We start from the raw sequence: 22,256 nt of genomic DNA, 5'->3' as shown, positions 1-22,256 counted from the left end.
TCTGTTCCAGATATCGCCAACGGCGTTTATTGCACGAGGACGGATTGTCCGCAGGTGGCTCCAGTCACGCGCACGTCGGCCTCGCCCAGACCGATGCCGAGAGACGAGAGCAGCCACGCCAGCACGTTGTCCAGCGGCGTGGTGATCGTCTGCAGGAGTGGGATCAGTGCCGGGCGAATGGTGTTCAGGAGAAGATCCGTGATGAGGTCGAGTTTTATTCCCAGAACGGTTGCACTCAATTGCAGATTGCTGAGCAGTGAAGTCGTTGCCGAGTTGGTATAGTTCGTCGTTTTTACGGTTTTGGCCGTCTTGGCGGTTATGTCCGAGTTGTTGAATGTCAGGTTCGTGGTGTTCGTATTGCCGATGTCGATATCGGCATAGGCGTTCACCGTCACCAGATTGAGCTGCAGCAGCAACAAGTTGATCGCTACATTGAGGATCGGGGCAGGCGTGAAGTTCTGCGGTTGCGTAAAGTCGGCGAAACCCGTTCCTGTGGTCTGCGCGATCTTCACGTCACCGATTCCTGGACGCGCGGCGATTGTGACGACACGGCTCGCGGGCTGCCCGGTCGAGCAGCTGATGTCGCTGAGTGTAGCTTCGGCATAAGCCAGCTCGACATTGACGGGTAGGGTAACTACCCCTGGTTTGCCCTGTGCATCCTTCTTGATGTCAACGCCTGCTGTCAGTTGGCTGGAGGCCGGAAGAACCTCGACGACCAGTTTCAACCGTGTCTGGGCGGTGCGCACCACGTCGCCTTTCTGTCCCACTCTGAACCATGGCGAAGATTGAGGTGGTTCGCCAACGGCGAGCAGGATGCTGATCTTCAGCACGCCCGGAATGTTCACGGCGGCACCGAGATCGATCTGCTTGTTCCCGTTGGCAAGGCCGGCCGCTGCCGACACCATGTTGAACAGGCCGGCATCGACGGTCAGGCCGGCTGGTCGCTGGCCGAGACCGAGGCGTCCGACATTGCCAAGGTCGACAAGGGCATTGAGTGGTATCTTGATCAGATTGGTTGCGCCCGCCGCCAGGGTTTGCAGCGCAAGCTGGCTGCGTGAATCCAGCCCGGGCACGCTGGCCAGCGCACTGAGGATCTGTCCGATGGTGGCCTCGGAGCCCAATACGTCTGAGTAGCTGACGGCGTTAAGATTGAGCTTGATGGCAAGCTGATCCAAAAACGACAGAACGTTCACGTCGGCGCTGAGCAGCGAGTTGTAGTCCATCACGTTGAGCGCGACATTGGTGCCGAGAAGGCCGCCGAGCACTGCATTGAGCAGGGGGCTCTTGCTGGTGTCGACCGAAGCCAATCGCGATCCGACGGAGAAGGCAGCCTGTGGCGTGACCGAAGCGATGGCGTTGTTGCTGATGATTGGCGGGCTCATGAAGGCACCGCCAAAATACATCGTGCCAACCTTGCGCACCGACACCGAGACAGCGTTGTAGGGTTGCACATTGGCCTGGACGCTGTCCGACAGCCGAAGTCGGCGTGTACCGGCCTCGCACGACACTCACCAGCGGGTTTGCAGGGGTGGGTGTACCTGTGCCCGGCTGGACCACCGTTGCGCCGGTCAGGCCATTGTCGCTCAACGCGTTCAGCACCGCCTGGTTGGCATTGGTGAGATTGGAGCCAGCCGCGATGGCTGCAAGGTCTGTGACGGATTGTGATGCGCGCCGCTCGGTATAGAGAGAGCCCTCATCGATGGCGACGGCCATCACTGCAATGACGACGGGCATGGACAGGGCCGCCATGATGGCGAAGTTGGCGTTCCGATCAGGCAGGAAGCGTTCGATCAGACTGCGCAAGCTGGATGGAGCGCTCATCAGATGCCCCCGACGCGGATGGTGGACTGGCGCGCGATGTTCGTGCCCGGCAGCGGCAGTCCGGACAGGAGGTTCCAGATCGGCAGGTTGCGCGCATCATAGGTGACGGAAACCACAAACTGGCTGCCGTCAGCCGTGCTGTCCCTGGCCACCACGGTTAGCTTGGTGGCATCGACAAACGGATAGCCTGCCGCGTTGTTGGCCAGGAAGGTGGTGACGAGCGATTGACGCTCGGTCTGGTTCAGCCCACCGACCGCGGTACGGGCCGCATCCGCCGCGATCTGTTGAACGGAATGGCTGGCACCAAAATAGATACCATATGCAACCATTCCGAGCAAAAAGAGAATGAACAGCGGCGCAAGCAAAGCAAACTCAATCGCCGAAGTTCCATCGTCGTTTTCTTTCCATCTCGAAATTCTCGAGCGGAGAGTGAAAGTTGAGACTCCTCGTATACTATGCATGATTTCTCCCGCCTAAAAAAGAAAAGCCTACAAAAGTACATTCGAAAGTAACCGGGGGTTGCTTAATGTCGCATTAATATTTTGGGCGGCTGTCAAACGAGTTGGGTTTTTCGTGAGTTAAGCCAAATGATGGTTAGTTATGGGTTACGTATTTGATTTTATTAATCTTTCGAAACATCTGCACAACTATCGATGAAAGATGACGCTAGGGAAGGTTGAAGGTGTGTTGAAATAAAAATTCGCGGCGTTAGTGTCTGCGCATCTGCTGCGGAGAGGGAACCGCGGCTCGCCCCAGGAGAGGCCGGTGAACGGTCTGCGGGCGTCAACGTCCCGCGAGCCCCGATAGAGTTGGCTCGCATGAGAAAGGGAGTATTGATTCAATGCTGAAAACCATGCTGAAGGCGACCGTGTTCGCCTCTACACTTGCTTTGGCAAGCGGCGCCTTCCACGCGGCGGCGTTCGCCGAAGTGGTCTATAATCGCGGCAGCGCGGCCGAGCCGGAAACCGTCGATCCGCACAAGACGTCGACGGTCTATGAGGCCCATGTGCTGCGCGACCTGTTCGAAGGCCTGGTCATGCAGGACGCCAAGGCCGATCTCATCCCCGGTGCGGCCGAGAGCTGGACGATCTCCGACGACGGCAAGACCTACACTTTCAAGCTACGCAAGGATGCGGTCTGGTCGGACGGCAGCCCGGTGACGGCAGATGATTTCGTCTATGCCTTCCGTCGCCTGGAAGATCCCGCGACCGGCGCTGAATACGCCTCGATGTTGTATCCCGTGGTCAAGGCCGAGGACGTCAACAAGGGCAAGGCCAAGCCTGAGGAGATGGGGATCAAGGCGGTCGACCCATTGACCCTCGAAGTCAAGCTGAACGCACCGACGCCTTATTTCCTCGAAATGCTGACCCACCAGGCGGCCTATCCGGTCAACAAGGCTTCGATCGAGAAGCTGGGCGCGGAATGGGTGAAGCCGGGCAAGCTGGTCTCCAACGGCGCCTATACACTGGCTGAGTGGGTACCGAACGACCACATCAAGATGGTCAAGAACCCGAAATTCCATGATGCCGCCAACGTCAAGATCGACGTGGTCAACTTCATTCCAACCGAAGATCGCTCCTCGGCAATGAAGCGCTTCGAGGCCGGCGAAATGGACAGCTACGACGATCTGCCGACCGAGCAGTTGCCTGACCTCAAGGCGAAGTTCGGTGACCAGATCCGTGTCGCGCCTTACCTCGGTACCTACTATTACGCGATCAAGACCGACAAGAAGCCGTGGGACAACGTCGAACTGCGCAACGCCATCTCCGAAGCGATCGACCGCGACTTCCTGGCCGAGAAGGTCTGGAACAATTCGATGTTCCCGGGCTACTCGATGGTACCTCCCGGTATCAAGGGCTACACACCGGCCATGGCCAAGTTCGCGGACAAGTCGCAGATCGACCGCGAGGACGAGGCCAAGAAGGTTCTGGAAAAGCTCGGCTATGGTCCGAGCAACCCGTTGAAGATGGAAATCCGCTACAACACTTCCGAGAACCACAAGAACACTGCCGTCGCCATCCAGGAACAGCTGAAACCGCTGGGCGTCGAGGTCACTCTGCTCAACACCGATACCAAGACCCACTACGGCTTCCTTGAACAGAAGGGCAATTACGACGTTGCCCGCGCTGCCTGGATCGCCGACTATCAGGATCCGGAAACCTTCCTCGGCATCACCCGTAAGGACAGTGGCAACAACTATTCGAGCTACAACAGCCCGAAATTCGAAGAAGCCATGAACAAGGCTGCTGCCGCTGGCGGCAATCCGGAAGAGCGCATGAAGCTGCTGAGTGAAGCTGAACGCGTCATGATCGACGAAGTCGGTCAGATCCCGCTGCTCTACTATAGCTTCCACAACATCGTTTCTCCGAAGTTGCACGGCTTCGAAGACAACGTGATGGACGTGCATCCTTCGCGCTTCATCAGCAAAGACCAATAATCCGTATGGACCGCCGTCTCCTCCCGGAGACGGCGGCTCCCTGCGCTGGTGAGGTCTGGCGACAATGTTGATTTACGTGTTCCGGCGGCTTCTGACCGCTATCCCGACGCTATTCGTGATCGTTACGCTGGCGTTCTTCCTGATCCGGGTCGCCCCTGGCGGCCCCTTCAACCAGGAGCGTGGACTAAGTCCCGTCATCAAGGCCAATCTTGAGGCCCAGTTCGGTCTCAATGAACCGCTCTGGAAACAATATCTGAATTATCTCAACAACTTGCTGCACGGTAGTTTTGGGCCGAGCTACAATCTGCCTGATTTCACCGTCGGCGAACTGTTCTGGAAGGGCTTGCCGATCTCGGTTCAGCTTGGCACGTCTGCCTTGATCCTGGCGCTGATCCTCGGCTCCATCCTTGGTGTCGTTGCAGCGCTCAATCAGAACAAGACAGCAGACTATGCCGTGATCGCGGTCGCAACCGCCGGTTCCACGATCCCCACCTTCGTCATTGCGCCCTTGATCCAGCTTGTCTTCGGACTGAGCTGGAAACTGCTGCCGATCGGCGGCTGGGGCGATGGCGCCCTGATCAACAAGATCGGCCCGGTGATCACGCTGGCCTTGCCGCAGATCGCCATCGTGGCGCGCCTGATGCGCGGCTCGATGATCGAATCCCTGCGGTCGCATCACATCCGGACGGCGCGGGCACTGGGGCTTTCGGACTGGTCGGTTGTGGTCAAGCACGCTCTGCGAGGCGCAGTGCTGCCGATCGTCTCCTATGCCGGTCCCGCGGCCGCGGCGTTGCTCACCGGTTCCATCGTGGTCGAGACCATCTTCTCGATTCCCGGGGTCGGTCGTTACTTTGTCGATGCGGCGCTCAACCGTGACTACACGCTGGTGATGGGCACGGTGGTGGTGATCGCCATCTTCACGATCATCTTCAACCTGATCGTGGATATCCTCTACGCCGTGGTTGATCCGAGGGTGCGCTATGACTGAGATCGCAGCCACCTCCGCTCCTCCCCCCTCGACCGTTGTGGGCCGATCGCTCTGGGGCGATGCCTGGGCACGATTGAAAGCCAATCGGGCGGCCATGATCAGCCTCTGCTATCTCATCCTGATGGGGCTGGTGTGCATCATCGGTCCCTGGTTCGTGCCGCACCAGTACACGACGATCTATTCCGATTATGTGCGCACGCCGCCGAGCTTTTCCGCCTATCCGAAGGAAGAGATGATCAAGACGGCGCTGGACGACGTGGTCCGGCGCATGCGTGTCGACGTCAAGGACGTGAAACAGGATGGCGGCAATCTGACCATCACGCTGAGTTCGTCCAAGCCGATCGATGAACGCTATCTTCGCTACCTCGATCGCTCGGATACCTTCGATGGCGCCCAGGTGCTGAGCAAATCGCCGGAAGGCAACGAACTCGTTATCGGCACGACGGTGCGGCAGGCCTATTTCTTCTTCGGCACCGACAATATCGGCCGTGACCTTTTATCCCGCACCCTCGTGGCTGGCCGCATCTCGCTGGCCATCGGCCTGCTTGCCGGCGTCGTCGCCGTCGTCATTGGCGTGCTCTACGGTGCCACGGCGGGTTTTGCCGGCGGCAAGGTCGATGAAGTCATGATGCGCATCGTCGACGTGCTCTATTCACTGCCCTTCATCTTCTTCGTCATCATGCTGGTGGTGTTCTTCGGCCGAAACTTCGTGTTGATGTTCCTGGCGGTCGGCGCGGTGCTCTGGCTGGACATGGCTCGCATCGTGCGCGGCCAGGCATTGTCCATCCGACGGCAGGAGTATGTGCAGGCGGCAGAGGCGCTTGGGGTTGGCCAGCGTGGCATTCTGCTGCGCCACGTCATTCCCAACCTGCTCGGACCGGTCGTCATCTACATGACGTTGCTGGTTCCGCAGGTCATCATCCTGGAAAGCTTCCTGTCGTTCCTGGGGCTTGGCGTACAGGAGCCGATGACCAGCTGGGGCGTCCTCATCTCCGCCGGGGCCAAGAACATCGGTACCGCCAACTGGTTGCTGCTGTTTCCAGCTTTCTTCCTTGTCTCGACGCTGTTTGCGCTGAACTTCGTCGGCGATGGCCTGCGCGATGCGCTCGATCCGAAGGACCGTTGAGATGGCAGCTGCAGAAACCGTTCTCAATGTTCGCGACCTCAAGGTTCGTTTCCGCACACTCGATGGTGCCGTGGAGGCCGTGAAGGGCATCAACATCAACGTGAAAGCCGGCGAAACCGTCGCCGTCGTTGGCGAGTCGGGCTCCGGCAAAAGCCAGACCATGATGGCTGCGATGGGACTGCTTGCATCCAATGGTGAAGCAACTGGCGTGGTCGACTATCGCGGCTCGAACCTGCTCACCATGCGCAAAAGCGAGCTCAACAAGGTTCGCGGCCGCAAGATCAGCATGATCTTCCAGGAGCCGATGACCTCGCTCGATCCGCTCTACACGATCGGCAACCAGTTGATGGAGCCGATCCGGCGACATCGCGGCCTGAGTGCCGCGGCCGCACGCGAGGAGGCGCTGAAACTGTTGCGCCTCGTCCATATTCCCGATCCCGAGCGGCGGCTGAAATCCTATCCGCACGAGATGTCGGGCGGCCAGCGCCAGCGTGTGATGATCGCCATGGCGCTCGCCAATGATCCGGACATTCTGATCGCCGACGAGCCGACGACGGCGCTGGATGTGACGATCCAGGCGCAGATCCTGGTGTTGCTGGCCGAACTGCAGAAGAAGCTCGGCATGGCCATCGTCTTCATCACGCACGATCTCGGCATCGTGCGTCGCTTCGCAGACCGCGTCTATGTGATGCGTTCCGGCGAGGTGGTGGAGGAAGGAGAGGCCACGGCGCTCTTCGCCAATCCGCAACATCCCTACACCAGGATGCTGCTGGCAGCCGAACCCACCGGCCACAAGGTGGCACCGGCGCCCAATGCTCCGGTTCTGCTCGAGGGACGCAAGGTCGAAGTCACCTTCAAGATCGGCGGCGGTTTCCTTGCCGGTGATCCGGTCATCCTGCGGGCCGTCGACGACATCTCCATTCGTCTCAAACGCAATCAGACCATCGGCATCGTCGGTGAATCCGGTTCGGGCAAATCGACGCTCGGACGTGCGTTGCTGCGGCTCTTGCCGAGCGACGGGCAGATACGCTTCGGCGACAACGACATTTCCGGAGCAGACAAACAGGCTATGCGGCCGCTGCGCCGCGAACTGCAACTGGTGTTCCAGGATCCGTTCGGTTCGCTGTCGCCGCGCATGACGGTCGGACAGATCATCACAGAAGGACTTCTGGTGCATGAGCCTGCGTTGTCTTCCAGGGAGCGTGACCATCGAGCGGTGGAAGCGTTGAAGGAAGTGGGGCTCGACCCGGTCATGCGCAACCGCTATCCGCATGAATTCTCGGGCGGCCAGCGCCAGCGTATCGCCATTGCGCGTGCGATGATCCTGAAACCGAAAGTGGTGGTTCTGGACGAACCGACCTCGGCGCTTGATCGCTCGGTGCAGAAACAGATCGTGGAATTGCTGCGCAAGCTGCAGGCCGACCACGATCTGTCCTATCTGTTCATCAGCCATGATCTTGCGGTGGTGCGGGCGATGGCCGACTACATCATCGTCATGAAACAGGGCAAGATTGTCGAGGAAGGCCCAACGGACGCCATTTTCGACCATCCACGCGAGAAATACACGCAGACGTTGATGACTGCCGCCATCGACACCACCCGCTTCCGGGCGAGCGCCTGACACCGGTCGGACCCAGGTTGATTGCAAGGAAAAGCCCCGGTCGAACCGGGGCTTTTCTCATCTCGGGGTAACTGAGCCTTGGGCTCAATAGTTGCCGTTGTAGTAGCGCTCATCGCAGGGCGCGGTGTAGACGCGGCCATAGCGGTCCTGGTAACGGCACATTTCCTCGCCGCGTCTCTGCGGAGTGGTCGAGCTGCCTACGGCCGCGCCCAGCAACGCGCCGGCACCGGCTCCGATAAGCGTGCTCTTGGTGTCGCGGCCAATCGCCTGACCGACCAGCGCGCCACCGGCGCCGCCGATCAGCGCGCCCGTGCCTGCCCGCTGACCCTGTTCCGATGTCTCGCAGCCCGCGAGCGCCACCGCCATCAGCATGGCGGCAATGGTTGTATGAAGTCGCATCGGGAATCCTCCATGATGAAGCCCAACCGTTGCCCTGAAAGGCCAATGCGGCGGAACGGGGGCAGCAAATCATGTCGTGACCGCCGGCAACGCAACGTGATCGGCACCGGCCCACGAATTCGGTGACTTTTCACCGTTTGGCTCTGAATGATTGTGAAAGCTGAGAACCGGCTGTTTTTCGGGAAAGCCGAGTCACTGATTTTTCTGGTCGGAGTGGCAGGATTCGAACCTGCGACCCCATCGTCCCGAACGATGTGCGCTACCAGGCTGCGCTACACTCCGTGACCAGACGGCGGGCTTATAGCTGCCACGTTCGGTTCCTGCAAGCGGGTATGGCTCAGTTACGGTCGCATTTCACGAGCTTTGTTGAGCTTTGTCGGCGCAGTGCTTTTCCGAATAAGGTTCCTGTTAGGCAGATGTGCTAAGAGCGCTGCACGTGACGGCGATGCGCAACGTCATTTTCGCTGCAAAAAGGCCCGTGCCGATGGGAGTTTCGCTGTCTTGACCTTCAAGATCGTCACTGAGGCCAGGCCCAACACCTTCGCGTTCGAGACCGAGGCACTCGTCAAACCGTCGGGTTTCCGTGAGTATGATGCACGCTGGTGGTTCGGTCATCCCGGCTCTCCGCAGCCGCCTGAACTCAACCTTGTCGGTGTCCAGGCACTGGGTATGGGACTGGGCACCTTGATTCGCCGTCTGGGCGTCGGGCCTGGTATCGTCACGGGGCATGATTTTCGGTCATACTCGCTGTCGATAAAGCTGGCGCTGGTGTCCGGTCTGATGGCCGCCGGCGCCAAGGTCAGGGATATCGGACTGGCGCTATCGCCAATGGCCTATTTCGCCCAGTTTGCACTCGACGTTCCCTCAGTCGCCATGGTCACCGCCTCGCATAATGAAAACGGCTGGACAGGTGTGAAGATGGGGGCTCAGCGGCCACTCACCTTTGGTCCGGAAGAGATGGCTTCGCTGCGGGACATCGTGCTCGGTGGGGATTTCGATCTCGCCGATGGTGGCAGCTATGAGTTCGTCCCGGACTTTCGCGCCGCTTACATGGATGATCTCGTTTCCGGCGAGCGCATCTCCCGAAAATTGAAGGTGGTAGCCGCGTGCGGCAACGGCACAGCAGGGGCTTTTGCACCCGAAGTGCTGAAGCGCATCGGCTGTGAGGTGGTTCCGCTGGACGTTGAACTCGACCACACGTTCCCGCGCTACAATCCCAACCCGGAAGACATGGCAATGCTGCATGCCATCCGGGACAAGGTGCTGGAGACCGGTGCCGATATCGGCCTGGGTTTCGATGGTGACGGCGACCGCTGCGGTGTGGTCGATAATGAAGGCCATGAAATCTTCGCCGACAAGGTGGGCGTGATGCTCGCCCGCGACATTTCCGGCGAGCATCCCGGTTCAGCTTTCGTCGTCGACGTGAAGTCGACCGGCCTGTTCAACACGGATGACGTTCTGCGCCGCAACGGCGCCAGAACGGACTATTGGAAGACCGGTCACTCCTACATCAAGCGTCGGGTTGCCGAGCTTGGTGCCATCGCCGGGTTTGAAAAGTCCGGCCATTTTTTCTTCAACCCGCCTATCGGACGCGGTTACGACGATGGGCTGGTGACGGCCATTGCGATTTGTCGCATGCTCGATCGCAATCCCGGAAAGTCGATGGCCGACCTCTATCGCGATTTGCCGCTGACCTATGGTAGCCCGACCATGTCACCGCACTGCGATGATGACAAGAAGTACGGCGTGGTCGAGCGTGTGGTCGCCGACTTCCGGACACTGAGGGAACGGGGCGAGGTCTTCGCGGGTCAGAAGATCGTCGACCTGGTCACGGTCAACGGTGTTCGCGTGGTGGCGCAGGATGGCACCTGGGGACTGGTAAGAGCCTCGTCGAACAAGCCCGAATTGGTGGTCGTGGTGGAAAGCCCGGTTTCCGCGGAGCGGCGGCAGCAGATGTTCGAAGGCCTGGACACTGTATTGCGACGCAGCCCGGAGGTCGGGCCGTACAATCAGACATTTTGAGCGCAGGCGACGGGGACGGCATGAGCGAGCGCATCGTCGGTTTTGTCATGAGCGGCGGTGTCGGCTCGCGGCTATGGCCGCTATCGCGCGAGGACAATCCCAAGCAGTTTCACGATCTGTCTGGCGACGGCTCGATGCTGGTCAAGACACTGCAACGCCTGGCAGCGCGCAAGGACGGTGAAGCTTCGGTTTTTCTGATCGCCTCCGAGCGCCATGCCGATCGGGTCGGCCGCGATCTTGCGGGCGTCGATCTTGGTCGTGGCGGTGCCTTGTTCGAGCCCGTTGGTCGCAACACCGCCGCCGCCGTGGCGCTGGCAACGCTGCGCACACTCGCCGAGTTCGACGATGCGCTGATGCTGGTGGTGCCATCCGATCACGAGATTTCAACGACTGCGCAGTTCTGGCAAACCGTGGAAGCCGGCATTCCGGCAGCCAGTGCCGGCAGGCTGGTCGTGTTTGGCGTGCGGCCGACCCAACCGGAAACCGGCTATGGATACATCGAGGCCGGCGCGGAACGGGACGGTGTGTTCGATGTCTCGCGTTTCGTCGAAAAACCGGATCTCACCACCGCGCAAGACTACCTCGCGGCAGGCAATTTCTACTGGAATGCCGGCATCTTCCTGTTTCGCGCCAGCGCCATGCGTGACGCCTTCCAGTCGTTTCGACCAGATATCTGGCAGGCCACCGAGGCCGCCTTCAAGGCGGCGACAAGCGATGTTTCCGGCCTCTACATGGCGCAGGATCTCTACGAAGCCATTCCTGCGATTTCGATCGACTATGCCATCATGGAGCGGGCAGCTGATATCGCCATGGTCCCGGCCGGCTTTCGCTGGAACGATCTTGGCTCCTGGCAGTCCTTGCTCGATGTCGGGCCTGCCGACAAGGCTGGCAATGTCGTCATCGGCGATGTCGTCGCGATCGATTGCCAGAACTCCTACATCCGCAGTCAGGGCCGCCTTCTCTCGGCCGTCGGCCTGCGGGACATAGCCATCGTTTCCACCGCCGATGCCACTTTCGTGGCTCCCGTCAGTCACAGCCAGAATGTGCGCAAGGTGGTCGAGCAGCTCGAAAAGAGCGGACGCCTGGAAACCAAGTTCACACCGGCACATGATCGTGTCATCGAGAGCGGCTCCTGGCGCAAGCGTGTCCACCACTGGCTGTTCGAGGAAACCATGCCGCTGTGGTCGACCATCGGGGTCGATGATCGCTTTGGTGGTTTTCACGAGGCTTTGGGTCTCGATGCGTCGCCTCTGATGAGGCCCAAGCGCATGCGCACCATGGCCCGTCAGGTCTATGCCTTCGCAGTGGCCAAGGCGCGCGGCTGGGATGGGCCGGCGAACCAGCTGATCGCACATGGCATCGATTTCATGGCACGTCATGGCCGCACGGACAAAGGCGGCTGGGTGCGCACGATGAATGTCGATGGCAGCGTCGCCGATGCCGCGGAGGATGCCTACGACCACTCCTGCGTGTTGCTGGCGCTCGCCCACGCACATATGTGCGGCAACCCGGATGCGCTACGCCTGGGCCAGGAGACGTTCTCCTTCCTGGATGCGCATCTGGAGGACGAACGCCTGACCGGCTTCCTGGAAATATCGGGCGGGAGGGGAGAGCGTCGTTCCAACCCGCACATGCATCTGCTGGAGGCTTTCCTGGCATGGCATTCAGCCACGGGTGACCGCACCTATCTGCGCCGCGCCGCAAGGCTTGTCGACCTGTTCCGCAACCATTTCTTCGACCGCGAAAGCTGGACGCTCGGCGAATATTTCGATGACGAGTGGAAACCGGCGCCGGGCAAGCGTGGCGAATGGACCGAACCCGGTCATCATTTCGAATGGGCATCTCTGCTGGTCGATTTCGCGCAGCGAAGCGGCCAGGTCGATCTCACCGGTTTCGCGCGCAAGCTCTACGCCTCGGCCATAGCCAATGGACTGAACCGCGCCACCGGGCTCGCCTATGGTGCGGTCTCGCGCGAGGGCCTGCCGCTCGACGGCATTTCGCGTAGCTGGCCACAGACGGAGGCGATCAAGGCGGCGATCGCGCTGGACGGCACCGGGGGGCCGGATCTGAAACCGGAGATCGAGGCGCGTGTCGGGCGCCTGTTCCGCTGGCACATCGATCCGGCGCCTCTCGGCCTGTGGATCGACTGGATCGACGAGCGTGGCCGCTCACAGGCAACCGAAGTGCCGGCCAGCATCTTCTATCATCTCGTTACTGCCCTCACGCAGTATCTCGACAAGACCGAGGAAGCCGGCAGGGTGGGGCGAGCCTAGTATGGGCTCGCCACGTCGCCGGTTTCCACATAGACCGACTTTTCCTGCGAATAGAGCGCCAGCGCCGCCAGCGAGTTTTCGCGGCCGATGCCCGATTGCTTGAAGCCACCGAACGGCATCTCGACCGGTGACAGGTTGTAGTTGTTGATCCAGCAGGTGCCTGCCTGCAGTTCGGCAATCACACGATGCGCGCGCGGCAGGTCGCGGGTAAAGACACCGGCCGAGAGGCCGAATTCCGTATCGTTGGCGCGGTCGATCACTTCGTCTTCATCGGTGAAGGAAAGCACGCTCATCACCGGGCCGAAGATCTCCTCGCGTGCGATGCGCATCTGGTCGGTGACATTGGTGAAGATGGTCGGCTCGATGAAGAAACCGTTCTCGAAACCCTGCAGTTTCGGTTCACCGCCGCCATGGTGCAGCGAGGCACCTTCAGTCTTGCCGATGCCGACATAGGCCATCACATTGTCGTGCTGCGCCTTGTTGATCAGCGGGCCCATCTGCGTTTCGGGGTCGAGCGGATCACCGATGCGGATTGCCTTGGTGCGTTCAGTCAGCCGTTCGACGAAGCGGTCATGCAGGCCCTTCTGCACGAACACGCGGGTACCGTTGGAGCAGACCTGGCCCGTCGAGTAAAAATTGCCGAGCATGGCGCCACCGATGGCGTTCTCGAGGTCCGCATCGTCGAACACGATCAGCGGCGACTTGCCGCCGAGCTCCATCGTGGCGTGTTTCATCAGTGAGCCGGTCAGTGCCAGCACCTTTTTGCCGGTCGGTACCGAGCCGGTCAGCGAGACCTTGGCGACAACCTCGTGCGAAGCCAGCGCGCCACCGACATCGCCATAACCCTGCACGACATTGAAAAGTCCATCCGGGAGTCCGGCTTCCGTGTAAACCTCGGCAAGCGCGAGGGCGGAAAGCGGCGTGTTTTCCGACGGCTTGAAAACCATCGCGTTACCCATGGCGAGTGCCGGTGCCGATTTCCAGCCTGCACCCTGGATAGGATAGTTCCAGGCGCCGATGCCGACGCAGACGCCGAGCGCTTCGCGCCGCGTATAGGCGAAGGGACCGCCAAGATCGATGTAGTCGCCGGTATAGCTCGCCACCGCGCCCCCGAAATACTCGAGCGCGTCTGCGGCGGATGCCGGGTCGGCTACCAGTGTTTCCTGGATTGCCTTGCCGGTGTCCAGCGTTTCGATCCGGGCAAGTTCGGCATTGCGGGCACGCAGGATGTCGGCGGCACGGCGCAGGATGCGGCCGCGCTCGACCGGTTTCATCCGGGCCCAGGCCGGCTGCGCGGCGCGTGCAGCCTCGACGGCCAGTTCGATGATGTTGGGTGTCGCCGAATGCAGCGTGGCGATGGTTTCACCGGTCGCCGGATAGATGACCGGCAGAGGTGCGCCCTGTTCGTCGTCGACGAAACGGCCATTGATGTAGTGCGATGCCTTGGGTTGGGCGCGCATGGGATACTCCGAATTCTCTGGCCTGCCGGGTGCGGTAGCCGATGATGCTCTATCTGTCCGAGACCTGCCAGCGCGGATTGATCCAGGGTTCCTGGTTCGAAGGCGCGAGTGGCGTGCGGCCAAGAATGTGGTCGGCTGCCTTCTCGCCGGTCATGATGGACGGCGCGTTGAGATTGCCGTTGGTGACGCGGGGGAAGATCGAGGAGTCCGCGACACGCAGCCCGTCGACACCGATCACACGGCATTCGGGGTCGACCACCGCATGCAGATCGTCCGCCCGGCCGATGCGGCAGGTGCCGCAGGGATGATAGGCACTCTCGGCATGCGCACGGATGAATGCATCCAGTTCATCGTCGCTCTGCACATGGCTGCCCGGCGAGATTTCCTTGCCACGGAACGGGTCGAAAGCGGATTGACCGAAGATCTCGCGCGTGAGGCGGATGCAGTGGCGGAAATCCCTCCAGTCATCGGCGTGCGACATGTAGTTGAAGCGGATCACCGGCTTGGCGTTGGGATCATGCGATCGCAGCATGATCGAGCCGCGCGATTTCGATCGCATCGGCCCGACATGCGCCTGGAAACCATGCGACTTCGCTGCTGCCTTGCCGTCATAACGCACGGCCGCTGGAATGAAATGATACTGGATGTCGGGATAGTCGACACCCGGCGCCGAGCGCACGAAGGCGGCGGCCTCGAAATGGTTGGTGGCACCCAGACCGCTCTTGAAGACCATCCAGCGCGCGCCGATCAGCGCCTTGGAGAACGGGTTGAGGATCGAGTTCAGCGTGATCGGCTGGGTCGCTTCCTGCTGGATGTAAAGCTCCATGTGGTCCTGCAGGTTCTGGCCGACGCCAGGCCGATCGGCAACGACCGCAATGCCGTGCTCGGCCAGGTGTTTCGCCGGCCCGATGCCGGATAGCATCAGGATCTTGGGCGAATTGATCGAGGATGCTGCGACGATGACCTCGCGTCGCGCTTTAACGACCTGAATCTGTTTGCGAGCTTCGATCTCGACGCCGACAGCACGTTGATTCTCGATGATCACACGCCGCGCGAAGCCTTTGACAAGACTCACATTTTGTCGTTTCAGCGCAGGCTTGAGATAAGCATTCGCCGCCGACCAGCGCTGGCCCCTGCGGATGGTCTGCTCCATCGGCCCGAAGCCTTCCTGCTTGGCGCCATTGTAGTCGTCGGTCAGCTCGAAACCGGCCTGGTGGCCCGCCTCGATGAAGGCGGCGTAGAGCGGGTTCGTGCGGGCACCGCGCTGGACGTGCAGCGGGCCGCCCTTGCCACGCCAGCCGTCCTCGCCGCCATGGCTGTCCTCCATGCGTTTGAAGTAGGGCAGCACGTCGGCGAAGCTCCAGCCATTCGCCCCTTGTTCTGCCCAGTGATCGAAGTCGCGGGCATGGCCGCGCACATAGACCATGCCGTTGATCGAGGATGAGCCACCGATGACCTTGCCGCGTGGCGTGGCGAGGATGCGCCCACCGAGATGCGGCTCCGGTTCGGAGGCGAAGCCCCAGTCGTAGAGCGGCATGTTGAGCGGGATCGACAGCGCCGACGGCATCTGGATAAGCGGGCCGGCATCGGAACCGCCATATTCGATGACGATCACCGAATGCTTGCCGTCCTCCGACAGCCTGTAGGCCATGGCTGCACCGGCAGAGCCGGAGCCGATGATGACGAAATCCGCTTCAAGCATTATTCACCCCTCGGAAAGCGTTTGTCCGCTTCGAGCGTGTCGAGGTTCATGTGGTTGCGCATGTAGCGCTCGGATGCCTTCTGCAGCGGCTGGAATTCCCACGGGTAGTAGGCGCCGTTGCGCAGTGCGGGATAGACGACCCAGCGGCGCGCCTGGCTTTCACGCACCGCGGCATCGAACGCGCTCATGTCCCAGCGCAACCGCACCTTTTCCATGAGACCTGCTGCAACTGCCGCATGGCGAGGGTCGCCGGCGAGATTGACGCGCTCCTGCGGGTCCTGTTCGAGATCGAACAGCTGCGGCGGGTCGATCTCGCTGTGGACGAATTTGTAACGGCCCTCACGGATCGCTACCATCGGGGCGTATGAGCCTTCGGCGGCATACTCCATCAGCACCGGCTCGTCGCGTCCGCCCCCTTGAAGCAGTGGCATGAGCGACTGTCCGTCGGTCCAGGGCCGGATGGCGCTGATGTCGATGCCGGCGAGGTCGCAGAGTGTCGGGCAGACATCGAGGTTCGAAACCGGACTGTCGATGCGGGCGGGCGCAATGTTTTTGCCCGCAATCATCAGCGGCACACGGGCCGAACCTTCATAGAAGCACATCTTGAACCACAGGCCGCGCTCGCCCAGCATGTCACCATGATCGGATGCGAAGACGACAATGGTATTGTCGGTCATGCGGGTGCGCTCGAGCACGGACAGCAGCTCGCCGACCTTGTCGTCGAGATATGAGATGTTGGCGAAATAGCCCTGGCGGGCACGCCGGACATGTTCGGGCGTGATCGAGAAGCTGTCGTAGTCGCTCGCCCTGTAGAGCCGCTGCGAATGCGGATCCTGATCTGCGTACGGGATGAAGCCGGTTTCGGGTTCGAGCGCCGGGCAGTCTTCATAGAGATCCCAATAGCGGCGGCGCGCGACATAGGGATCGTGGGGATGCGTGAAGGAGACGGTCAAGCACCAGGGGCGGCGCTGCGGGTCGTCCGATGTCCGGGCGAAATCGTAGAGTTTCTGCTGGGCGTGGAAGGCGACTTCGTCGTCATACTCCATCTGGTTGGTGATTTCGGCGACGCCCGCGCCGGTCACCGAACCGAGATTGTGGTACCACCAGTCGATGCGCTCGCCGGGCTTGCGGTAGTCCGGGGTCCAGCCGAAATCGGCTGGGTAGATATCGGTGGTCAGGCGTTCCTCGAAGCCGTGCAACTGATCGGGTCCGACGAAATGCATCTTGCCCGACAGCACGGTGTGATAGCCGGCCGCGCGCAAATGGTGCGCGAAGGTCGGGATGGAGGATGGGAATTCGGCCGCATTGTCGTAGACGCCGTTGCGTGACGGCAGTTGCCCGCTCATGAAAGCCGCACGTCCGGGAGCGCACAGCGGCGATGCGGTATAGTTGTTGCGGAAACGCGCCGAACGTGCGGCGAGCGCCTTGAGGTTCGGCGCCTGCAGGAAATCCGCCGGCCCGTCCGGAAACAGCGTTCCGGCAAGCTGGTCGACCATGATGATCAGGATGTTGGGGGTCATCGTACCTGTGCCAGCTTGGCGTCGATATAGTCCTCCACCAGCGCGCCGGCGCTGAGGGGATTTGGCAGGCCGTCGCGCAACGCGCGGCGGATGTAGAGCCCATCGATCATGGCGGCGATCGCTTCGGCCATGCGTGCGGCCTCGTCGCGTGGCACCAGCGGCAGGAGTCCGCTCATCAGATTGGAATGCAGCCGGCGCGCATAGATGCGCAGCAGCCGTCTCAGCGAGAGCGAATTCTGCGCCTCGACATAGAAGGCAAGCCAGGCATGCACGGTCTCTTCGCGGAACTGGCCGGCGTTGAAGTTCACACCGACAATTGCCGAGAGCCGTTCCCGCGGCGTGCTGGCCTTGCCGAGTGCCACGATCGTGTCGGCGCCGAGATCGGCCAGCAGATGTCGCATCGTGGCGAGCAGCAGTTCTTCCTTCGGTCCGAAATAGTGATGGGCGAGCGCCGAGGATACGCCGGCGCGGTCGGCGATCTCCGACATCGTGACGTTGAGCGATCCACGCTCGCCGATCGCCGAGATTGTGGCGTCGATCAGCGCCTTGCGGCGCAGCGGTTCCATTCCGATTTTCGGCATTTTCAGCTTCTCCCGGCGGGCAAGTTATTTTTTATTGACGCGTCAATCAATAAAAATCCCGCCATGCATTGTGGTCGTTGCGACGCGACGCCGTGAGCGCCCTTCGCAACTCCTCCTGACTGGCCTATATGTTCAGGATTGAACAGTTACCGCGCCGCACCTAATATGCTAGGAAAGGCAAGGCCAATCTGGAGAATTCCCATGACGGCAAGCATCGTTGGCTGGGCGCATTCGCGCTTCGGCAAGCTGGAGGGCGAGACGCTCGAAGGCATGATCACCAAGGTCGCCTCGGAGGCGCTCGAGCATGCCGGTATCGGACCAGACGACGTCGACGAAATCGTGCTCGGCCATTTCAACGCCGGTTTCTCAGCCCAGGATTTTACCGCGAGCCTCGTGCTGCAGGCCGACGACCGGTTGCGTTTCAAGCCGGCCACCCGGGTCGAGAATGCCTGTGCCACCGGCTCGGCTGCGGTTCGGCAGGGTATTCGAGCCATCGACGCCAATGCCGCGCGCATCGTTCTGGTGGTCGGTGCCGAGCAGATGACGACAACGCCTGGTCCCGAGATCGGCAAGAACCTGCTCAAGGCCTCCTATCTGCCGGAAGACGGCGATACACCGGCCGGTTTCGCCGGCGTCTTCGGCAAGATCGCACAGGCCTATTTCCAGCGTTACGGCGACCAGTCCGACGCGCTGGCGATGATCGCGGCCAAGAACCACAAGAACGGGGTCGACAATCCCTATGCGCAGATGCGCAAGGATTTCGGCTTCGACTTCTGTCGCCAGGAAAGTGAGAAGAACCCATTTGTCGCCGGGCCGCTCAAGCGCACCGACTGTTCCCTGGTTTCGGATGGCGCGGCCGCCCTGGTGCTTGCCGATACCGACACCGCGCTGAGGATGCGCCGCGCCATCACCTTCCGCGCCAATGAGCATGTGCAGGATTTCCTGCCGATGTCGAAGCGCGACATCCTTGCCTTCGAGGGCTGCGAGCAGGCCTGGGAGCGCGCGCTCAAGAAGGCGGGCGTCACACTTGGCGACCTCTCCTTCGTCGAGACGCATGACTGCTTCACCATCGCCGAACTGATCGAATATGAAGCGATGGGCCTGGCCAAGCCGGGCGAGGGCGCCAAGCTGGCGCTTGAAGGTTATACCGCCAAGGACGGCAAGCTGCCCATCAATCCGTCAGGCGGCCTGAAGGCCAAGGGCCATCCGATCGGTGCCACCGGCGTCTCGATGCATGTGCTGACCGCCATGCAGCTTGCCGGTGAGGCTGGTGGCATCCAGGTGAAGGACGCCAGGCTCGGCGGCATCTTCAACATGGGTGGTGCCGCGGTCGCCAATTACGTCTCGATCCTCGACCGTATTCGCTGAAGCATTTTCGGGAAAAGTGCACGGCGCTTTTCCATTCGGAATGACCTTTGACAAATGAAAAGGGCTGCCGTTTCACCGAAACGGCAGCCCTTTTTGTTTCTCGATATTATGCTGCCTGATCATGCGCGGGCGGGCGCATCCTTGGGCAGGATCATGGTCTTGGGCACGTTGGCGTTGCCGCGCGCCAGGAAGTAGTAGACCACCGAGGTGGCCACCAGGGCGACGATCCAGGAGATGTCGGCGCCACCCAGCAGCACCGCAATCGGTCCTTCGTAGAGGGCCTGGTTCAGGAACGGGATCTGGATCACCACGCCGAAGAGATAGCAACCAAGTGCTGTCCAGTTGTAGGCGCCGTAGCGGCCGGATGCATCGTAGAGCGCCGGGATGTCGACCTTCTCCTTCGAAATCAGGTAGTAGTCCACCAGGTTGATGGCGCTCCACGGTACGAAGACAGCGAGCAGCAGCAAGACGAAGTTCTTGAAAGCGGACAGGAAGTTGGAGCTGGCGAAGATGGCGATCGCCACTGACGCAGCTACAAAGACGACGATATAGGCAATACGCGTCGCCTGTGAGATGCGCTCCTGCCGGGTGAAGGCGCTGACCGTGGTCAACATCGTCATCGAGCCGCCATAGGCATTGAGGCAGTTCACCGTGAGCTTGTTGGTGACGATAACGATGTAGGTCAGCAGTGCGGCAAGCCCGGCACCGGCGAGGTCGCCCATGAAGCCGACCTGGTTCTGCAGGAACTTGCCGCCGAGAGCTGCCACGATGACGCCGAAGCTCATGGCGATCTGTGCGCCGATCGCCGAGCCGAGCAGCGTTGACCAGAAGGTCGTTTTTGCTGGCGTTGCTGTCGGCAGATAGCGTGAATAGTCCGCCACGTAGGGAGCGAAGGTCATCTGCCAGCCGGCGGCGAGCGCAACGGTAAGCAGGAAGGTGGCGAAGCTGAACGGCTTCTGGCCAAAGGCGTCAGCCACATTGTATTGCGAGAAGAGCTGTATGGCGAGGTAGCCGAAGCCGAGGATGCCGACGACCGTGGCGATACGGCCGATGACGTGGATCAGCTTGTAGCCCACCACCGCGACGATGATGGTGATGAGGCCGAACACCAGCATGCCGAAGGCCGGTGTCTGCACGCCGAACATCAGGTTGATCGCCTGGCCGGACAGAACTGTGCCGGTGGCCGCAAAACCAAGATACATCAATACCGTCAGGATCAGCGGCAGCGCGGCGCCCTTGACCCCGAACTGTGCGCGGCTGGAAATCATCTGCGGCAGGCCGAGGCGGGGGCCCTGCGCCGAATGCAGCGCCATGACCGCGCCGCCGAGCAGGTTGCCGATTGCGAGGCCTATGATCGCAGTCAGCGCTTCCGCGCCGAAAACGATCGACAGGGCGCCGTCGACGACAGCCGTGATCTGCAGGTTCGCGCCGAACCACAGCGTGAACTGATTAAAGGGCGAACCGTGCCGCTCGCCCTCTGGAATCCGATCGATCGTGCGCCGTTCGGCCACGCCGGATGATGCCGCTGCCATGCTTTCCTCCTCCCGAGAGTCGGTTTTGATGCGTTTTAGATATGATATGTATATACATAGTCGGGCGGGTAGCGAGTCAAGAGTGAGCGCTCTGGTTGTGTTTTTCCCTTCATTCGCGGGACGCGGACCGCCGCGTCGGGCTCGCTGAATCAAGTTATCCTTTCAATCGAACGGCTTATTCGTTTCTCGCCTCCAGGCTTGTGGTCTCGCTCAGCCGGCTTCGGTCTGGCCTGGAGTGGGCCTCGGGCCGCGTGCCATAGGGCCAATGCTTGCCGGTTGCGTGGAAAGCGCAGAGCCGCTACCCGTTCGGTGCGAAATCGAAGCGAGGATTCCATGGCCAATCCGGTTCTGGTCGAGGTGCTACGTGGTGCCGTGGTGGAAAGCGCACACCGTGGTGCGGTTGCGGTTGTGGATGCCGACGGAAAGACGGTGTTCGATATCGGCAATACCGCACATCCGGTTTTCCCGCGCTCGGCAGTCAAGGCAATCCAGGCTTTGCCGCTTGTGGAGAGCGGCGCGGCCGATGCCTATGGTTTCGGCAATCGCGAGCTGGCACTGGCCTGCTCGTCTCATTCCGGCGAGCCCGAACATGTCGAGCTCGCCGCCGCGATGCTCGCGAAGGCGGGGCTTGATGTCAGCGCGCTGGAGTGCGGTTCGCACTGGCCTTCCAACCATCAGGCAACGATCGACCTCGCGCGCTCCGGCGGCGAACCCAATTCTCTGCACAACAACTGCTCCGGCAAGCACGCCGGTTTCATCTGCACCTGCTGCCATGCCGGCATCGACCATCGTGGTTATGTGGCGGCAGGCCATCGGATGCAGGAAATGATCAAGGAAGCGATGGAGACGGTGACAGGCGCCGCCCACAGCGCTTCGCATTGCGGTACGGACGGCTGTTCGATACCGACCTACGCCGTACCGTTGCGCAGCTTCGCGGCAGGCTTCGCCAGGATGGCGACGGGCAGTGGCCTTGAGCCGGAGCGTGCCAAGGCGGCGAAGCGGCTGATCGACGCCTGCATGGCCGAGCCCTTCCTGGTTGCGGGAACCGATCGTTTGGACACCAGGCTGATGCGGACGGCTCCCGGCCGCATCTTCGTGAAGGTGGGCGCAGAGGGCGTGTTCTGCGCCGCTTTGCCGGAGCTTGGGCTCGGCATCGCGTTGAAATGCGATGATGGAGCCGAGCGGGCTGCAGGCGTGATGGTTGCCGCCGTCCTGGCGAAGCTTTTGCAAGGCGATGCCGAATTGGCGGTGAAGCTGGTCGAGTTCGCCAATCCGCCGGTCGAAAGTCGCCTGGGTGCCCGCGTCGGCCTTCTGCGCCCGACCGCCGCGCTGGTTTGACGCTTGAGCGTTTCCGTGAAAAACGGAAACGCTCTCACTTTCTGTTTTTACGCAACTCCGGACGGAAA

General features: G+C 61.2%; 16 protein-coding genes and 1 tRNA gene. 8 read left to right on the top strand and 9 right to left on the bottom strand.

What is annotated here, in order from left to right:
• Positions 1-26: 26 nt before the first annotated feature.
• Together C1M53_RS01040 and C1M53_RS01035 are read right to left on the bottom strand one after the other, a co-directional pair.
• Positions 27-1,451 (bottom strand): hypothetical protein, encoded by a 1,425-nt coding sequence (locus C1M53_RS01040; RefSeq protein ID WP_245488663.1) that lies wholly within the window; start codon positions 1,449-1,451, stop codon positions 27-29.
• A gap of 369 nt (positions 1,452-1,820) precedes the next feature.
• Entirely contained in the window at positions 1,821-2,282 is a 462-nt protein-coding gene (locus tag C1M53_RS01035) for a TadE/TadG family type IV pilus assembly protein (RefSeq protein ID WP_129410536.1), read from the bottom strand.
• Between the two features lie 380 nt (positions 2,283-2,662).
• Between C1M53_RS01035 and C1M53_RS01030 the strand changes: the two genes are divergently transcribed.
• From C1M53_RS01030 to C1M53_RS01015, 4 genes are all read left to right on the top strand, one after another.
• Positions 2,663-4,258 (top strand): peptide ABC transporter substrate-binding protein, encoded by a 1,596-nt coding sequence (locus C1M53_RS01030; RefSeq protein ID WP_129410535.1) that lies wholly within the window; start codon positions 2,663-2,665, stop codon positions 4,256-4,258.
• A 64-nt stretch (positions 4,259-4,322) separates the two neighbouring features.
• Positions 4,323-5,246, top strand: coding sequence for an ABC transporter permease subunit (locus tag C1M53_RS01025; protein ID WP_129410534.1), 924 nt, complete (start codon positions 4,323-4,325; stop codon positions 5,244-5,246).
• Positions 5,239-6,372, top strand: a complete 1,134-nt coding sequence (locus tag C1M53_RS01020; protein WP_129410533.1) for an ABC transporter permease subunit — start codon at positions 5,239-5,241, stop codon at positions 6,370-6,372. The genes C1M53_RS01025 and C1M53_RS01020 overlap by 8 nt, the downstream gene beginning before the upstream one ends.
• Before the next feature lies 1 nt (position 6,373).
• Positions 6,374-7,993 carry an ABC transporter ATP-binding protein gene (locus tag C1M53_RS01015; RefSeq protein ID WP_129410532.1) on the top strand — a complete coding sequence of 540 codons (1,620 nt, stop codon included), beginning with the start codon at positions 6,374-6,376 and terminating at the stop codon, positions 7,991-7,993.
• Between the two features lie 84 nt (positions 7,994-8,077).
• On the opposite strand, the gene C1M53_RS01010 is transcribed toward C1M53_RS01015, so the two are convergent.
• Positions 8,078-8,392, bottom strand: a complete 315-nt coding sequence (locus tag C1M53_RS01010) for a YMGG-like glycine zipper-containing protein (RefSeq protein WP_129410531.1) — start codon at positions 8,390-8,392, stop codon at positions 8,078-8,080.
• Between the two features lie 205 nt (positions 8,393-8,597).
• Positions 8,598-8,674 (bottom strand) — tRNA-Pro (locus C1M53_RS01005).
• A 219-nt stretch (positions 8,675-8,893) separates the two neighbouring features.
• Between C1M53_RS01005 and C1M53_RS01000 the strand changes: the two genes are divergently transcribed.
• Positions 8,894-10,414 carry a phosphomannomutase/phosphoglucomutase gene (locus tag C1M53_RS01000; protein WP_129410530.1) on the top strand — a complete coding sequence of 507 codons (1,521 nt, stop codon included), beginning with the start codon at positions 8,894-8,896 and terminating at the stop codon, positions 10,412-10,414.
• Between the two features lie 20 nt (positions 10,415-10,434).
• The gene (locus C1M53_RS00995; RefSeq protein ID WP_129410529.1) at positions 10,435-12,687 is read left to right on the top strand and encodes a mannose-1-phosphate guanylyltransferase/mannose-6-phosphate isomerase; all 2,253 of its coding nucleotides are present in this window, start codon (positions 10,435-10,437) and stop codon (positions 12,685-12,687) included.
• Here C1M53_RS00995 and betB read toward each other — a convergent pair.
• From betB to betI, 4 genes are read right to left on the bottom strand one after another with little or no spacing between them, the layout of a single operon-like run.
• Entirely contained in the window at positions 12,684-14,147 is a 1,464-nt protein-coding gene (gene betB, locus C1M53_RS00990; protein WP_129410528.1) for a betaine-aldehyde dehydrogenase, read from the bottom strand. The two genes, C1M53_RS00995 and betB, sit on opposite strands and share 4 nt — an antisense overlap.
• A gap of 49 nt (positions 14,148-14,196) precedes the next feature.
• Positions 14,197-15,849: a choline dehydrogenase gene (gene betA / locus C1M53_RS00985; protein WP_129410527.1), complete on the bottom strand. Its 1,653-nt coding sequence runs from the start codon at positions 15,847-15,849 to the stop codon at positions 14,197-14,199.
• A complete protein-coding gene (gene betC / locus C1M53_RS00980; RefSeq protein ID WP_129410526.1) occupies positions 15,849-17,369 on the bottom strand; it encodes a choline-sulfatase in 1,521 nt (506 codons plus the stop codon). Before betC ends, betA begins: the two co-directional genes overlap by 1 nt.
• A complete protein-coding gene (betI, locus tag C1M53_RS00975) occupies positions 17,366-17,950 on the bottom strand; it encodes a transcriptional regulator BetI (RefSeq protein WP_129410525.1) in 585 nt (194 codons plus the stop codon). The genes betC and betI overlap by 4 nt, the downstream gene beginning before the upstream one ends.
• Positions 17,951-18,151: 201 nt before the next feature.
• Between betI and C1M53_RS00970 the strand changes: the two genes are divergently transcribed.
• The gene (locus C1M53_RS00970; protein WP_129410524.1) at positions 18,152-19,318 is read left to right on the top strand and encodes an acetyl-CoA acetyltransferase; all 1,167 of its coding nucleotides are present in this window, start codon (positions 18,152-18,154) and stop codon (positions 19,316-19,318) included.
• Between the two features lie 119 nt (positions 19,319-19,437).
• On the opposite strand, the gene C1M53_RS00965 is transcribed toward C1M53_RS00970, so the two are convergent.
• On the bottom strand, positions 19,438-20,850 hold the full coding sequence (locus C1M53_RS00965; protein WP_129410523.1) for a cytosine permease: 1,413 nt from the start codon (positions 20,848-20,850) through the stop codon (positions 19,438-19,440).
• Between the two features lie 333 nt (positions 20,851-21,183).
• On the opposite strand from C1M53_RS00965, the gene C1M53_RS00960 reads away from it, so the two are divergent.
• The gene (locus tag C1M53_RS00960; RefSeq protein WP_129410522.1) at positions 21,184-22,188 is read left to right on the top strand and encodes an asparaginase; all 1,005 of its coding nucleotides are present in this window, start codon (positions 21,184-21,186) and stop codon (positions 22,186-22,188) included.
• Positions 22,189-22,256 lie beyond the last annotated feature (68 nt).

It is taken from the genome of Mesorhizobium sp. Pch-S (genome assembly GCF_004136315.1).
In the GTDB taxonomy this organism is placed as follows: Bacteria; Pseudomonadota; Alphaproteobacteria; order Rhizobiales; family Rhizobiaceae; genus Mesorhizobium.
This window is presented reverse-complemented; position numbering and strand designations above follow the sequence as displayed.